Consider the following 14,379-nt stretch of genomic DNA (forward strand, 5'->3'; position numbering starts at 1 on the left):
GAGGACCCATGTCACTGACGACGCCGCATCCGGCGTTCCACGACCTCGCCGAGCGCGTCAACAACTGGGGCCGCTGGGGCGCCGACGACGAGATCGGGACGCTGAACCTCGTCACCGACGCGGTGGTGCGGGAGGCCGCGGCGTGCGTGCGGACCGGACGCCGGATCCCGCTCGCGCTGCCGCTCCAGCAGGACGGGGTGCAGACCGGCATGATCCCGGGGCGGGTCAACCCGCTGCATGTGATGGTGCAGATCAACCAGGAGCTGTTCGGCCCGGGCACCGTCGCGTGCAGCGACGACGTCGTGACCATGGGGCTCCAGGCCGCCACCCACTGGGACGCGCTCCCCCACGTGTCGCACTCGGGCAGGCTCTACAACGGCCGGCCGGCCGACTCGATCACCCCGCACGGCGGCGCCGCGTTCGGCGGGATCGACAAGCCGCGGCACATCGTCTCGCGCGGCGTGCTGCTCGATGTCGCCCGCGCCCGCGGCGAGGACCGGCTCGACGGGGGGCACGCCGTGACCCCCGAGGATCTCGACGCCGCCGAGGAGCTGGCGGGCACGCGGGTGCGCTCCGGGGACATCGTCCTCGTGCGCACCGGCCAGATCCAGGTCTGCCTGACGGGCGACAAGCAGGCGTACGGCTATCCGTCGCCGGGGCTGTCGGTGCGCACCCCGGAGTGGTTCCACGCCCGCGATGTCGCCGCGGTCGCGAACGACACCCTTACTTTTGAGATATTTCCTCCGGAAATAGAGGGTCTCTGGCTCCCTGTACACGCGCTCGATCTGGTCGAGATGGGGATGCTGCAGGGCCAGAACTGGAACCTCGAAGAGTTGTCCACAGCCTGTGGACAAGAAAACCGCTACAGCTTCCTGCTGTCGGCCACCCCTGAACCGTTCGTCGGCGCCACGGGGTCTCCGGTCGCACCGGTAGCCGTGCTCTAGAGACGGGAGGCGACCGGAGGGACAGGCGCCGGGCGGCGGACAGCGGCTGGCGGCGCGTCGCTGCCCGCCCCGAGCACGGCACCGCGCGCCGCCATCCGGCTCCGGCGTACCGCCCCGCTCCCCTGCTCCCCCGTGGCCCTCGGGGAACCGACGCCGAATCGCGATCCGCACTCGCCGAGGGTTTCCGTCACCGAAACCCTCGGCGTCCCCTCGCGGCGCATCGCTGACCACAAGCGTGATCAAACGGACACGGTACGTCAACACCCGCAAGGGGATTCATCACCCGCGCGCCGTTCCGCGGTGGCGCGCACGGAGGCACAGCCCGGCGCATCCAACCGCGGACCCCGCCGCGGAAGCCGATTCCGTGCATGGATGCACCTCGCCATGCCTGTCTGCACCCCGCGCGGCGGGCCGCACCGTCAGGACGGCGGCGCGCTACACGGCCTCGTACGCGTATCCCTCGTACGACGGGTACGCGACCGCCCGCGTGACACCCGGGGCGCAGCGGTCCACCTCGCACCAGATGCGCTTGCCGGCACCCTCCCGGCTCCAGCCCCAGCGGTCGGCGAGACCGTCGACCAGCTCCAGGCCGCGGCCGTTGGTGTCGTCACCGTGCGCGTGCCGCGGGGCCGGGGGGCAGTCACTGGCGTCGGCCACCTCCAGGCGGACGGTGCCCGCGGGCACACCGGGGGGCTCGTCACGCGCCCCCAGCTGGAGGCGCAGCACGGCCGGGCAGCCGGTGTGCACCACCGCGTTGGTGACCAGCTCCGAGACGAGCAGGATCAGCGTCTCGGCCAGCGGCTCGTCGGCCTCTATCCCTGACACCGCGAGCCGCGCACGGGCCCAGCGACGGGCGCGACCCACCTCTGCGGGGTCGGGCCTGATCTCCAGCTGCACTTGAAGCACCTGCACCGTTCACACCATCCGAACCGGCGGACACATCGCCTCGCGCCTCACCAGGGCCACGATCGTGGCCTTCACCTGCATGGCCAGAACCAGGGTCACGGAACGTGATTCCCTTGAGAGACAGCATGGTTGACGTACAGTCACCCCAACAAGCGCTTCGGGCATATTCCAGCGCGAAGGAGTACGCGTACGGCATACTGTGCGACGCTCGTGACGGGGAGTCGAACAGGCGGGGACGACGGTCCGTCCCGCCCTGCGAGCGGCGCACATCGCCGGATCCGGGGCCGCCTCTGGGGCAGCACCGGTACGGTCCGGTCTCACAACCACTCGCATCCCACACAAGGTACCGGAGCACGGCGCCGACTCCAGGCGGTGACGAGTCACGCCTAGGACACAACCCGGTCTCGACGCTCCGTGATTGCGGGCTGCCACGATCCGCGACATCCCGCCGGGCGGCCTGTACGCACTCCCCTGCACAGAGCCTCATCGGGAGGATTCGGACAGCAGATTTTCGGCCAACATCTCCTCACTCTCCGTAACGGGACCCGCGCGCTGTGTGCGGACCCAGGCCCGCTTCAGGTACAGATGCACGTCGGACTCCCAGGTGAAGCCCATGCCGCCGTGCACCTGGAGGCAGTCCCGGGCACCGCGCACGGCCGCCTCGTCGGCGAGCAGCCGGGCGGCGGCGATGTCCAGCGGGTCGGCGGTCACGGCGGCCGCGTAGACCGCCGCGCGTGCGGTCTCCACCCGGACCAGCAGCTCGGCGCACAGATGCTTGACCGCCTGGAAGGCCCCGATCGGCTGCCCGAACTGCTCGCGCGCCCGGGCGTGTTGCACCGCCAGCTCGCAGGTGCGGGCCGCACCGCCCAGCTGTTCGGCGGCGGTGAGCAGGACGACGACGGGATCGGGCGGTACGCGGACGGGCACCCGGTGCAGGGGCGTCAGCGGATCCACGGACGTCAGCGGTACGGCTCCCCGTACCGGCGGGAGCAGGGTCCCCCCGGCGACCGCACCGGCGGAGTCCGCCTGCGCCGGGCCCCGTACGACGTCCGCCTCCTGGAGCCACTCCACGAGGCCGCCGTACGCGGCCGTCACCACCGTCTCCCCGGTGGCGGCCCCGGGTACCGTCCCGGCGGCGAGGTGCGTGGCCACCAGCGGTCCGGGCAGCAGCACGCGCCCGGCCTCCTCGAAGGCCAGTACGGCCTCCGGCAGGCCGAGGCCGACGCCGCCGTCCGCCTCCGGCAGGCGCAGCGCGAAGAAGCCCGCCGCGCCTAGCTCGCGCCACAGCGCGCGGTCGAGACCGCCGCGGGCCACCGCCGCCCGTAGCTCCCCGGCGCCGAAACGGCCTTCGAGCAGCGCGCGCACCCCCGCCCGCAACGCCATGTGGTCGTCGGTGAGTTGGAAGTGCACGGGGAGCCGTCACCGTCCCTTCGGCAGGCCCAGGATGCGTTCGGCCACGATGTTCCGCTGGATCTGCGAGGTGCCGGCCGCGATGGTGTACGACAGCGACGACAGCCGGTCGAGGGTCCACGCGTGCCGTACGTCCAGCGCGCCGGGGCCGAGCACCTCGGCCGCCGCGTCGTACAGCTCCTGCCGGGCGTGCGAGTACCGCAGCTTGAAGACGGACCCGCCGACGCCCGGCATCCCGCCGGTCCGCTGCGCCTCGCTCACGTTCCACTGCGTCAGCCGCCACAGCGCGCGGAACTCGGCGTCCAGCCGGCCGAGGCGGCGGCGCAGCACGGCGTCGTCCCAGCGGCCGTTCCCGCGGGCCTTGCGGGCCAGCTCGCCCAGCACCCTCCGGCAGGCGACGACTTCGCCGACGAACGCCGTGCCGCGCTCGAAGGACAGCGTCACCATGGTCACGCGCCAGCCGTCGTTCTCGGCGCCGACCCGGTTGGCCACCGGGACGCGCACCTCGTCGAGGAACACCTCGGCGAACTCGGTGGAGCCGGCGAGCGTGCGCAGCGGGCGGACCGTGACGCCCGGCGCGTCCATGGGCAGGGCGAGCCACGAGATCCCGCGGTGCTTCGGGGCCCCGGGATCCGTGCGCACCAGCAGCTCGCACCAGTCGGCCACCTCCGCGTGCGAGGTCCAGATCTTGGCTCCGCTCACCACGTAGTCGTCGCCGTCCCGCCGGGCGCGCGTGCGCAGCGCCGCGAGGTCCGAGCCCGCGTCCGGCTCGGAGAACCCCTGGCACCACACCTCGTCGCCGCGCAGCACGGGCGGCAGCCAGCGCGCCCGCTGCCCGGCGCTCCCCTCGGCGGCGATCGTGGGCCCGGCGTGCAGCAGCCCGACGAAGTTGGCGCCCACGTAGGGCGCGCCCGCCTTCTCGGTCTCCTCCAGGAAGATCAGGTGCTGGGTCGGGGTGGCGCCCCGGCCGCCCGCGTCGACGGGCCAGTGCAGCCCCGCGTACCCGGCTTCGTACAGCATCCGCTGCCAGCCGAGGTCGTAGGCGCGCCGTCCGGGCCAGTCGTCGGGCGACGGTCTGGGGGGCAGCCCGGGAAGCACCTCGCGGAGCCAGGCGCGCAGCCGGGCGCGGAAGTCCTGCTCCTCCTGCGTGTACGCGAGGTCCATTACGTGTCGAGGTCCAGGTCCAGCATGCGGATCGCGTTGCCGCGCATCAGCTTGTGGACGGTCTCGTCGTCGAGGCCCCGCACGTGGTCGAGGGCGACCTCCCTGGTGTGCGGGAAGGTCGAGTCGACGTGCGGGTAGTCCGTCTCGAAGGTGGCGTTGTCGCGGCCGACGACGTCCAGGGACGCGATGCCGTGCTTGTCGCGGAAGAAGCAGCAGAAGATCTGCCGGTAGTAGTACGTCGACGGCGGCTCCGGGATCAGGTCCTTGACCCCGCCCCAGGCGCGGTGCTCCTCCCAGACGTCGTCGGCGCGCTCCAGGGCGTACGGGATCCATCCCATCTGCCCCTCGGAGTAGGCGAGTTTGAGGCGGGGGAATTTCACGAGCACGCCGGAGAAGAGGAAGTCCATCATCGAGGCCATGGCGTTGTTGAAGCTCAGCGATGCCTGCACGGCGGGCGGTGCGTCCGGGGACGCCGCGGGCATCTGCGAGCTGGACCCGATGTGCATGTTCACGACGGTGCCGGTCTCCTGGCAGACCGCGAAGAAGGGGTCCCAGTAGCCGGAGTGGATCGAGGGCAGCCCGAGGTGGGTGGGGATCTCCGAGAAGGTCACGGCCTTCACCCCGCGGGCGGCGTTGTGCTCGATCTCGGCGACCGCCAGGCCGATGTCCCACAGCGGGATCAGGCACAGCGGGATCAGCCGGCCGCCGCTGTCGCCGCACCACTCCTCGACCATCCAGTCGTTGTACGCGCGGACGCAGGCCAGGGCGACCTCCTTGTCGTGCGCCTCGGCGAAGGTCTGCCCGCAGAAGCGGGGGAAGGTGGGGAAGCAGAGACTGGCCTCCACGTGGTTGAGGTCCATGTCCTTGAGGCGCTCGGCGGGATCCCAGCAGCCGCGCCGCATCTCCGCGCGGGTGATGCCCTCCAGCGTCATCTCGTCGCGGTCGAAGCCGACGGCGGCGATGTTGCGCTTGTACGGGAACTTGAGGTCCTCGTAGATCCACCAGTCGGTGGGCGGCCCTTCGGGGTCCATCGTGATCCGGTACTTGCCGGCGACGTAGGCGAGTTCGCCGATGCCCGCGGTGAGCGGTCTGGGGCCGCGGTCCCGGTACTTCTGCGGCAGCCAGGTCTCGAAGAGGTGCGCGGGCTCGATCACATGGTCGTCGACGCTGACGATCCGCGGCAGTTCCGTCATGGGTCCCCTCCACCGTGGGGTGCATGTCCGGTGACGTATCTGATGACCCGTCAGAAACGAGGCTAGCCCCGCACCCCTGGACCGACAAGGCGGTGCGCCCTACGCTCTGCCCATTATCTGACGCCTCGTCAGTTCATGGTCGCAGGGGACCGGCAGTGACGGGCCGCAGGGCACCGGCAGTGAGGGGATCGCCGTGACCGACACCGCACACGCACTCGCCGCGTCGCACACGCTCTGGGAACTGGTCTGCCGTCGCGCCGAGCTGACCCCCGACCGGCCCGTCCTGCTCCAGGGCGACCGCCGGCTGACCTTCGGCGAGCTGCGCGGGCGCGCCGAGCGGGTGGCGGCGGGCCTGCACGGCATGGGCGTACGCCCGGGCACGGTGGTCGCCTGGCAGCTGCCCACCCGGATCGAGACCGCGCTGCTGTCCTTCGCACTGGCCAGGCTCGGCGCCGTGCAGTCACCGGTGATCCCCTTCTACCGGGACCGCGAGGTCGGCTTCGCCCTGCGGGCGTCCAGGGCCGAGTTCTTCGCCGTACCGGGCGTGTGGCGCGGCTTCGACCACACGGAGATGGCGGGCGCGCTCGGCGCGAAGGGCGTCTTCGAGGCGTACGGCGACCTGCCGGACGGCGATCCGTCCGTGCTGCCCGCCCCGCCCGCCGACGGCACCACCGTGCGCTGGGTCTACTGGACCTCGGGCACCACCTCCGACCCCAAGGGCGTGCTGCACACCGACCGTTCACTGATCGCGGGCGGCTCCTGCCTGGCGCACGCGCTGCGCCTGTCGGCCGACGACGTGGGCTCGATGGCCTTCCCGTACGCGCACATCGCCGGGCCCGACTACACGGTGATGCTGCTGCTGTGCGGCTTCCCCGCGGTGCTGTTCGAGCACTTCGCGCTGCCCGCCGCCCTGGACGAGTACCGCCGGCACGGGGTGACGGTGGCCGGCGGCTCCACCGCGTTCTACTCGATGTTCCTCGCCGAGCAGCGCAGGCAGCCCGGCACGAAGGTGATCCCGACACTGCGGCTGCTGGCGGGCGGCGGGGCGCCGAAACCACCCGGGCTCTACCACCGCGTGGTACGCGAGATGGGCGTCCAGCTCACCCACGGATACGGGATGACCGAGGCCCCGATGATCACGATGGGCTCGCCGGACGACACGGCCGAGAACCTGGCGACGACGGAGGGACGGCCCCCCGAGGGCATGCGGATCCGGATCGTGGACGGGGAGGTGCGGCTGCGCGGCGAAGCCGTCTGCCAGGGGTACCTGGACCCGGCGCAGACGGCGCAGGCCTTCGACGAGGAGGGCTTCCTGCGCACCGGTGACCTCGGCCGGCTGACCGACAGCGGTCATCTGGTGCTGACCGGCCGCCTCAAGGACGTGATCATCCGCAAGGGCGAGAACATCTCGGCCAGGGAGATCGAGGACCTGCTGCACCGGCATCCGGCCGTCGGCGACGCCGCCGTGATCGGCCTGCCCGACGCCGAACGCGGCGAGCGGGTCTGCGCGGTGGTCGAACAGCCGCCCGGGGCACCCGCGTTGACCCTGCCGGCCGTGACGGCGTATCTGCGCGGGGAAGGGCTGTCCGTGCACAAGCTGCCGGAGCAACTGGAGGTGGTGGACGCCCTTCCGCGCAACGAGACCCTGCGCAAGGTGCTCAAGTACCGGCTCAGGGAGCGCTTCTCCGCGTGAGGGCCGAGCGCGCCGCGGCCCTCACTCGGGCACCGTGAAGTAACGGGCGAAGGCGGTGACGACCTCCGTCTCACCGATACGTCCGTCGGCGTCCGTGTCGAGGCTGCCGGCCGCGGCGGCGGCGACGTCCTCCGGGGCGCCCAGGGCCTGGAGGACCCGCGCCGTCTCCTCGAGAGTGGCGGCGCCGTCCCCGTCGGTGTCCGCCACGGCGAGCGCCGCGTGCAGGAAGGGGCGGGCGATCTCGGCGAAGCGGTCGGGGTTGTCGCGCAGCCGCTTCGCCGCGCCGTTCACGAACTCCGCGCGCGTGATCCGCTGGTCGCCGTCCCGGTCCGCGATGCCCGCCATGCCCTGCCAGAACGCCTCGGCGCCGCTGTACAGGGCCTGGCCCTTGTCCGACCGGGCCGCCGTGTCGAACTGGGCGAGGACGGACTTGGCCGCCGCGTTGAAATCCTCGCGGTCGATGTAGCCGTTGCCGTCCTGGTCGAAGGTGGCGAACCGGGCGGCGATCCTGCGCTCGTACTCGGTGCTGACCATGGTGTTCGGACCGCCTTACATCAGAGCCGGACTTTGAGCCGGACTGCGCGTTCATCTGGCAGGGAGCGTACGACGCCGGCACCCTCCCGGGAGCGGGAAACCGGCGCTTGTACCAAGACCGCGGGAATTCCGGGACAACTGTGTGGCACCGCGCCACAGCGAGGTGACCCGGTTCTCACGCGGACATGGGGCGCGACTCCTCGTCGAGGGCGGTGACGAGGTCGGGGAAGACGTCGAACAGACGGCGCACCCCGAGGGCGGCGAGCACCCGGTTGACGTGCGAACCGTCCTCCGCGCCCTGCGCGGGCAGGATCAGCCGCAGCCGCCCCTGGCAGGAACGGATGAGCCGACGGGTCGCGATGAGCACGCCCACCCCGCTGGAGTCGCAGAAGAAGACCTCGGACAGGTCGAGGACGAGACTGTGGCGGCCGTCGGCCACCACGTCGTGCACCCGCTGGCGGACCACCGGTGACGTCACCAGGTCCATCTCGCCCGTCACCTGGAGCACGGCCCAGTCGCCTTGCTCCCCGTCGGTCACCTTGAGCGTCACCCGCCACGCCTCTCGTCGCTCGCCGGAAGCGGAATGCGCTCCCTCGCTTCTCCTGCGCGGCTGCCCGGCAGCCTTTTCCATGAAACACCCGCCGGTGATCGAAAACCCGCCCCGGTCGAGCCAATCCGTTCCTGGTCGATCTGCCCCGGTCAGGCCTGATCGGGGCGGGGACGGGTAGGCGCCGCGCCGACGGGAGTCCACTATCAAACGCCGCTCGTCAAGGGGCGCACATTGCCGTAAAGGGGCGTGCGTCGTCGGACGTGCCGACTACATTCAAGACAGCGATGCGCACAGGCTGGACCCAGGACGGGCACCACGACAAGCAGGGGTGAGGGGCCGTATGGCGAAGGACGCACCGCCCCGCTGGGACCGCAGGATGCAGCAGCGGCTCGCCCGCGGGGAGGCGGCGGCGCTCGGCGAGCTGTACGACCGGTTCGCCTCGCTCGTGCACGGACTCGCCCACCGCGTCCTCGGGGACGAGCACGCGGCCGACGGCATCACCCGCGAGGTCTTCACCCACGTCTGGGAGAACCCGGACGCCTACGACCCCAAGCAGGGCCCGCTTCGTTCCTGGGTCGCCACGCTGACCCACCGGCTCGCCGTGCAGCGCCTGCGCGTCACCGAGACCGCCGCGCTCGCCGGCGGCCCGGGCAGCGCGGAGGAGCTGGAACGCCGGGTGCGCCGCGCCTCGGTGGCCGCCCGCGCGGACTACATCGTCACCTCGATGCCCACCCCGCTGCGGGCCGCCCTGGAGCGGGCCTACTTCCAGCGCCGCGACTACCGCCAGACCGCCGCGGACCTGGGCATCACCGAGGACGAGGCCCGCCGCCGGCTGCGCCTCGGACTCCAGCTGCTGTCGACGGCGCACGACGCCGGCCGGTCCGGGACCCCGCCCGAACCGGGGAGCACGCGGTGAGCGGGGACGCCGAGCGGTTCGACGGCCCCGGCCCGGAGGGCGCGCACGGGGGACATGGTGAACCCGGCGGCGCGGAGGCCGGTCCCGGGGAAGGGCCCGGCGGTCCCGGGGAGGGGCCCGGCGGTCCCGGGGAGACCGGTCCCGGGGAAGGTCCCGGCCGGCCGGCGCTCATCCCGCTGCCGCGCGCCTCCGTCGAGGACACCGGACTTCCGCTTCCCGAGCTGGACCCGGCCGCGGCAATCCGCTCCCCCGCGCCGCTGCTCCTGGAGCACCGTGTCCTGAAATCGCTCCTCGGCGCCTGGGCGCTCGCCGCCTGCTCCCCGGAGGAGACGCTGACCGTCGAGGAACACCTCGGCGAGTGCGGCGCCTGCGCGGACGAGGCCCGCCGGCTCCGCGAGGCGGTCGGACTGCTGCACCCGGCCGAGATCCTCGACCTCGACCCGACGCTGCGCACCAGCGTCCTGGAGGGCTGCCTCGGCCGGCGTCCGCCGCGCATCCCGGTGCCCGACTGGGCGACCCCGTACGACGCGGAGACCGCACGGCTCGACGCGCTGCTGCAGGACATCGGCGGCGCCGAGTGGCACGCGCCCGTGCGGCTGCGCTGGTTCGACGGCGAAGGTCCCGTGAGCCGCCGTACGACCGTCGCCGGAGTGATCGCCCACCTGCTCAGCGTCGACGGCATGGTCGCCGTCGCGCTGGGTCTGGACGATCCGCTGGGCGAGACCCGCGCGGACGAGGGGTCGCCCGCCGGGCGGACCGAGGCGTACTGGGCCGCGTCGCACTTCCCGCCCACCCGTGCGCTGCGCGGCCCCTGGCGGGAGCAGAGCCACAACCTGGTCCGGACGGTGTCCTTCGCGGGCGGCGGCTCCGGGCTCCTTCCCGTGCCGTACGGCGGCTTCGAGCTGCCGCTGCGCGACTCCATGCTGGACCGGGCGTTCGAGTGCTGGGTGCACGCGGGCGACATAGCCGAAGCGGTGGACTACCCGTACGAGCCGCCCGCACCCCGCCATCTGCACCGGATGATCGACCTGGCGGCCCGCATGCTGCCCGAGTCGCTGGCCGAGCGGCGCCGCGCGGGTCTGTCGTCCCCGCCGGCCCGGCATCTCGTCGCCGCCGGCACGCCCGGCCGCAGCCTGCGGCTGGAGATCGAGGGGGCGGGCGGCGGGGAGTGGCTCGTCCCGCTCGACTCGCCCGGCGCGGTCGCCTCCGCCGAGCGGGAGGTCGCGCACGTCGCGCTGGACGGGGTGGAGTTCTGCCGGCTGGCCGCGGGGCACGTGCCGCCCGAGGAGGCCGCCGCCGGGCAGGACGGGGACCGGGAGGCGATCAAGGACGTGCTCAGCGCCGTGGCGTCCTTGAGCCGGATGTAGCCGGACGCAGCCGGATGCAGCCGGAGGCAGGCGCAGACATGCGGACACGGGCGGAGGCGGGGTGCCGCCCGGGGTGTGCCCGCCCGGAGGCCGCTGCTACGCGAAGACCACCGTGCGGCGGCCGTTGAGCAGGATGCGGCGTTCCGCGTGCCACTTCACCGCGCGGGCCAGGGCCTGGCACTCCACGTCGCGGCCGATGGCGACGAGCTGGTCCGGGGTCACGTCGTGGCCGACACGCTCGACCTCCTGCTCGATGATCGGGCCCTCGTCGAGATCGGCCGTCACGTAGTGCGCGGTGGCACCGATGAGCTTCACACCGCGGGCGTGCGCCTGGTGGTACGGCTTGGCGCCCTTGAAGCTCGGCAGGAAGGAGTGGTGGATGTTGATAATGCGCCCGCTCAGCTGCTTGCACAGGTCGTCCGAGAGGACCTGCATGTAGCGGGCCAGGACGACCAGCTCCACGTCCTCGGCGCGCACCAGCTCCAGGAGCTGCGCCTCGGCCTCCGCCTTGGTGTCCCTCGTCACGGCGATGTGGTGGAAGGGGACGCCGTACGACGCCACGAGTTCGGCGAAGTCGGTGTGGTTGGAGACCACGGCGGCGACGTCGACGGGCAGCGCGCCGATCCGGGCGCGGAAGAGCAGGTCGTTCAGGCAGTGGCCGAACTTGCTGACCATCAGGACGACCCGCATGCGGTCCTCGGCCCGGTGGATCTGCCAGTCCATGTGGAAGGCGTCGCCGATCGCGGAGAAGCTCGCGCGGAGCTTGTCCACCGTCACCGGTGCCTCGGCCGAGAAGTGGACCCGCATGAAGAACAGGCCCGTGTCGTGGTCGCCGAACTGCTGGCTGTCCTCGATGTTGCAGCCGGTCATGAAGAGATAGCTCGACACGGCGTGCACGATGCCCTGCTTGTCGGGGCACGAGAGGATGAGGACGTACTGCTCGGCGGGCGCGGGGGCGGGAACGGACTGCTCACTCATGCACGCCAGGGTCCCATACCCGGCAGCCGCGCCGGGCGGGTGTATCGCTAGGCGGACCGGGTCAGGATCCGGAGCACCTCCAGCGTTCGGGGCGGCACGTCGGGGTCGTCCCCGTCGCTCGTCGCGAGGCGCACGTGCGCCTCGCGGGCGGCGCGGACCGCCTCCGGCCACGCGTGGTGGTCGAGATAGGCGGAGACCGGCGCGTCGGGGCCGACCTGGTGCATGATCCGCAGGACGCGCAGCACGGCGGTGTCGACGAGGGCCGCCTCCTGCGAGTCGCGGAGGATCGTGCCGACGTACTTCTCGGCGGACCAGCTGTCCAGCCAGGTGTCCTCGACCAGGCGGTACACGGCGTCGGTGACGTCCCCGTACCCCTCGACGCCCGCGAGCCAGACGTCCCGCTGGAACCCGGGGTCGGAGAGCATGTGCAGCGCGGAGCGCACATTGCTGCGCCAGCGCCACCACGGCATGTCGTTCAGTGGCATGCCGCCCATGGTGGATGAGCGGTACCCGCGACGGGAAGACTTCTCCGAACCTTGCACGGTCGTCGATCGTACGTTCCCTTCACGCGGGCGCTCACCGCACCCCGTTGTTCACCCGCATGTCACCTTGCGTTGACCAATGGTCACTCCCGGGTTGGTGATGTGACGGAATCGTGCATGGGCATGACCGGCAGGCGACGCACCCGCAGTTCCTCCCCCTCCCGACCGTCCCGCCCCCTCAAGGCCACGCTGCTGGCGGCGGGCGCTCTGGCGGTGTGTGCGTCGATCGCCGTCGGCTGTGGAGTCGTCCCCGGTGTCACAGGGGGTTCCGGGGGCGACTCCATCACCGTCATGACCTGGGCGCCCGAGGAGACCGCCGCGACGAACAAGCCCGGCATGCCCGCCATGGCGCAGGCGTACGCCCGCTGGGTCAACTCCCGCGGCGGCATCAACGGCCGCGAGCTCAGAGTGCTCACCTGCAACGACCACAACGACTCCGTGGACGCCGCGAAGTGCGCCCGGCGCGCGGCCAGGGAGGACGTCGTCGCCGTCGTCGGCTCCTACAGCCAGCACGGCAGTTCCTTCCTCTCCCCGCTGCAGGGCGCCGGCATCCCGTACATCGGCGGATACGGCCTCACCGACGACGAGTTCAAGAGCCCGCTCTCCTACCCCGTCAACGGCGGGCAGCCCGCGCTGCTGGCCGGCCTGGGCGAGGAGCTCGGCGAGACCTGCGGGCCCGTCGTGCTCGTCCGCCCGGACACCATCGCCGGTGACGAACTCCCGGTGCTCATCGGCGCGGGCCTGGAGCGGAAGCGGCACGCGCCGGCCGTGGACATACGGGCGGCGGAGGACTCCACCGAGTACTCGGCGCAGGTCTCCCAGGCCCTCGGCCGGGCGACCTCAGACCCCGCCAAGCGCGGCTGCGTGGTGTCCGCGCTCGGTGACCGCACGGCCGCCTTCATGGACTCCTTCCGCCACCACCGGGACGACTACCCGAAGGTGCGCACCGCGTCCGTGCTGGGCAGCGTCGACCAGACGGTGATCGACGCCACCGGCGGGCCCTCGGGCCCGTACGAGAACGCCTACGTCACCAGCTGGTACCCGGCGTCGAGCGACGCGCGCTGGAACGCCATGAAGGCGGTGATCCGCGAGCAGGCCTTCGACGACAACCGGATCGACCCCTCGGACGCCGGGGTGCAGACCACCTGGATCGCCTACAACGTCCTGCACCGGGCCCTGGAGGCCCTCGGCGACGGCGAGGTGAGCGCCCGCACCGTCCGGCGCAAGCTCGACGACGGCCTCAAGGTCACCACGGGCCGGCTCACGCCCACGCTCAGCTGGCGCTTCGGGGACCTGCTGGCGGCGGTCGACTTCCCGCGTCTGATCAACGCGGACGTGACCGTCCAGGTCGTACGCCAGGGCCGGCTGGTCTCCGCCAGGCGCGGGTTCGTCAACGTGTCGAAGACGCTGGAGAGCGCGGCCTCGAACTCCCTGTGAGCGCGCGGCCGCCGGCCTCCCCCGGCGGCAACGGGCCTCAGAGCTGGGTCGACTGACGCTGGGTCAGTCCGTACGTGGACGCGATGGAGTTCCACAGCCCCGCGGCCTTGTTCTTCTGCGCGCTTGCGGTGCCGCTCGCCCGGTCGCCCGCCTGGGACTGTGCGGTGGTGCGGGCGCGGTGCTTGTGGCAGCCGTGCTTGCCGGCGACCTGGTCGGCCCACGCCGCGTAGTGGTTGTCCGCCGACGCGGACGCCTTCCACGCGTTGGTGAGCGCGGTGGTCAGGTCCGCGTGGTTCGGCAGCTTGTCGACCTTGAGGCGGGCGAGCCGGGTGACGAGGTTGTTGCGCTGACCGGCCGCGGCACGCAGGTCGGTGGCCGCCTGGCCGAGGTTGTTGCACGCCCGTACGTTGCCGACGGCCTTGATCACGGAGTCCCGGCTGCCATTGCTGTCCGCCAGGAGCTTGTCCAGCGCGACCGCCTGCGCCTTCGCCGGGTCGGCGGAGGCGGACGGCGGCTGTGTCCCGGTGGACGCCGCCGCCGAGACGGGCTCGCCTCCGCTCTTCTCGTCGCTGCCCGAACCGGTGCTGAGCAGGGCGCCGGCCCCGATGCCGAGGACGGCGATGCCGACGCCGACGGCGACGATCACCGGCACGCGCGAGCCGGTGCGGCTGCGCCCGCCCCCGCCGCTGCCGCCCTCGGCGCCGCGCCGCGCGGCGGCCCGGCCGCCCGGCGCGCCGGGACCCGC

General features: G+C 72.4%; 13 protein-coding genes and 1 pseudogene. 5 read left to right on the plus strand and 9 right to left on the minus strand.

Going from position 1 to position 14,379, the window contains the following annotated elements:
- Positions 1–8: 8 nt before the first annotated feature.
- The gene (locus AC0ZLC_RS23850; RefSeq protein WP_476753978.1) at positions 9–944 is read left to right on the plus strand and encodes a cyclase family protein; all 936 of its coding nucleotides are present in this window, start codon (positions 9–11) and stop codon (positions 942–944) included.
- Between the two features lie 435 nt (positions 945–1,379).
- Here the strand turns inward: AC0ZLC_RS23850 and AC0ZLC_RS23855 are convergent, their stop codons facing one another.
- The 4 genes from AC0ZLC_RS23855 to AC0ZLC_RS23870 all read right to left on the minus strand — a co-directional run bounded on the left by AC0ZLC_RS23855 (position 1,380) and on the right by AC0ZLC_RS23870 (position 5,617).
- Positions 1,380–1,856, minus strand: coding sequence for an ATP-binding protein (locus tag AC0ZLC_RS23855; protein WP_476753979.1), 477 nt, complete (start codon positions 1,854–1,856; stop codon positions 1,380–1,382).
- Between the two features lie 477 nt (positions 1,857–2,333).
- Positions 2,334–3,260, minus strand: coding sequence for an acyl-CoA dehydrogenase family protein (locus AC0ZLC_RS23860; RefSeq protein WP_476753980.1), 927 nt, complete (start codon positions 3,258–3,260; stop codon positions 2,334–2,336).
- A gap of 9 nt (positions 3,261–3,269) precedes the next feature.
- Positions 3,270–4,424 (minus strand): acyl-CoA dehydrogenase, encoded by a 1,155-nt coding sequence (locus AC0ZLC_RS23865; protein ID WP_476753981.1) that lies wholly within the window; start codon positions 4,422–4,424, stop codon positions 3,270–3,272.
- Positions 4,424–5,617: an amidohydrolase family protein gene (locus AC0ZLC_RS23870; protein WP_476753982.1), complete on the minus strand. Its 1,194-nt coding sequence runs from the start codon at positions 5,615–5,617 to the stop codon at positions 4,424–4,426. The genes AC0ZLC_RS23865 and AC0ZLC_RS23870 overlap by 1 nt, the downstream gene beginning before the upstream one ends.
- 193 nt (positions 5,618–5,810) lie before the next feature.
- Between AC0ZLC_RS23870 and AC0ZLC_RS23875 the strand changes: the two genes are divergently transcribed.
- Positions 5,811–7,310: a class I adenylate-forming enzyme family protein gene (locus tag AC0ZLC_RS23875; RefSeq protein WP_476753983.1), complete on the plus strand. Its 1,500-nt coding sequence runs from the start codon at positions 5,811–5,813 to the stop codon at positions 7,308–7,310.
- 21 nt (positions 7,311–7,331) lie between these two features.
- On the opposite strand, the gene AC0ZLC_RS23880 is transcribed toward AC0ZLC_RS23875, so the two are convergent.
- Positions 7,332–7,844: an EF-hand domain-containing protein gene (locus tag AC0ZLC_RS23880; RefSeq protein WP_476753984.1), complete on the minus strand. Its 513-nt coding sequence runs from the start codon at positions 7,842–7,844 to the stop codon at positions 7,332–7,334.
- 175 nt (positions 7,845–8,019) lie between these two features.
- Positions 8,020–8,394, minus strand: a complete 375-nt coding sequence (locus AC0ZLC_RS23885; protein WP_476753985.1) for an STAS domain-containing protein — start codon at positions 8,392–8,394, stop codon at positions 8,020–8,022.
- A 340-nt stretch (positions 8,395–8,734) separates the two neighbouring features.
- Here AC0ZLC_RS23885 and AC0ZLC_RS23890 point away from each other — a divergent pair, with 340 nt between their 5' ends.
- Positions 8,735–9,310: a sigma-70 family RNA polymerase sigma factor gene (locus AC0ZLC_RS23890; RefSeq protein WP_476753986.1), complete on the plus strand. Its 576-nt coding sequence runs from the start codon at positions 8,735–8,737 to the stop codon at positions 9,308–9,310.
- The gene (locus AC0ZLC_RS23895) at positions 9,307–10,677 is read left to right on the plus strand and encodes a maleylpyruvate isomerase N-terminal domain-containing protein (protein WP_476753987.1); all 1,371 of its coding nucleotides are present in this window, start codon (positions 9,307–9,309) and stop codon (positions 10,675–10,677) included. Before AC0ZLC_RS23890 ends, AC0ZLC_RS23895 begins: the two co-directional genes overlap by 4 nt.
- A 96-nt stretch (positions 10,678–10,773) precedes the next feature.
- Here the strand turns inward: AC0ZLC_RS23895 and purU are convergent, their stop codons facing one another.
- Both purU and AC0ZLC_RS23905 read right to left on the minus strand, forming a co-directional pair.
- Positions 10,774–11,655, minus strand: a complete 882-nt coding sequence (gene purU / locus AC0ZLC_RS23900) for a formyltetrahydrofolate deformylase (RefSeq protein ID WP_476753988.1) — start codon at positions 11,653–11,655, stop codon at positions 10,774–10,776.
- 47 nt (positions 11,656–11,702) lie between these two features.
- Positions 11,703–12,149, minus strand: coding sequence for an SCO4402 family protein (locus AC0ZLC_RS23905; RefSeq protein WP_476753989.1), 447 nt, complete (start codon positions 12,147–12,149; stop codon positions 11,703–11,705).
- A gap of 171 nt (positions 12,150–12,320) precedes the next feature.
- Between AC0ZLC_RS23905 and AC0ZLC_RS23910 the strand changes: the two genes are divergently transcribed.
- Positions 12,321–13,634: an ABC transporter substrate-binding protein gene (locus AC0ZLC_RS23910; protein WP_476753990.1), complete on the plus strand. Its 1,314-nt coding sequence runs from the start codon at positions 12,321–12,323 to the stop codon at positions 13,632–13,634.
- Positions 13,635–13,671: 37 nt separating this feature from the next.
- On the opposite strand, the pseudogene AC0ZLC_RS23915 reads toward AC0ZLC_RS23910, so the two are convergent.
- Positions 13,672–14,379 (minus strand): annotated as a pseudogene (locus AC0ZLC_RS23915) (hypothetical protein); the annotation flags it as partial.

It is taken from the genome of Streptomyces sp. GLSS-08 (genome assembly GCF_056387915.1).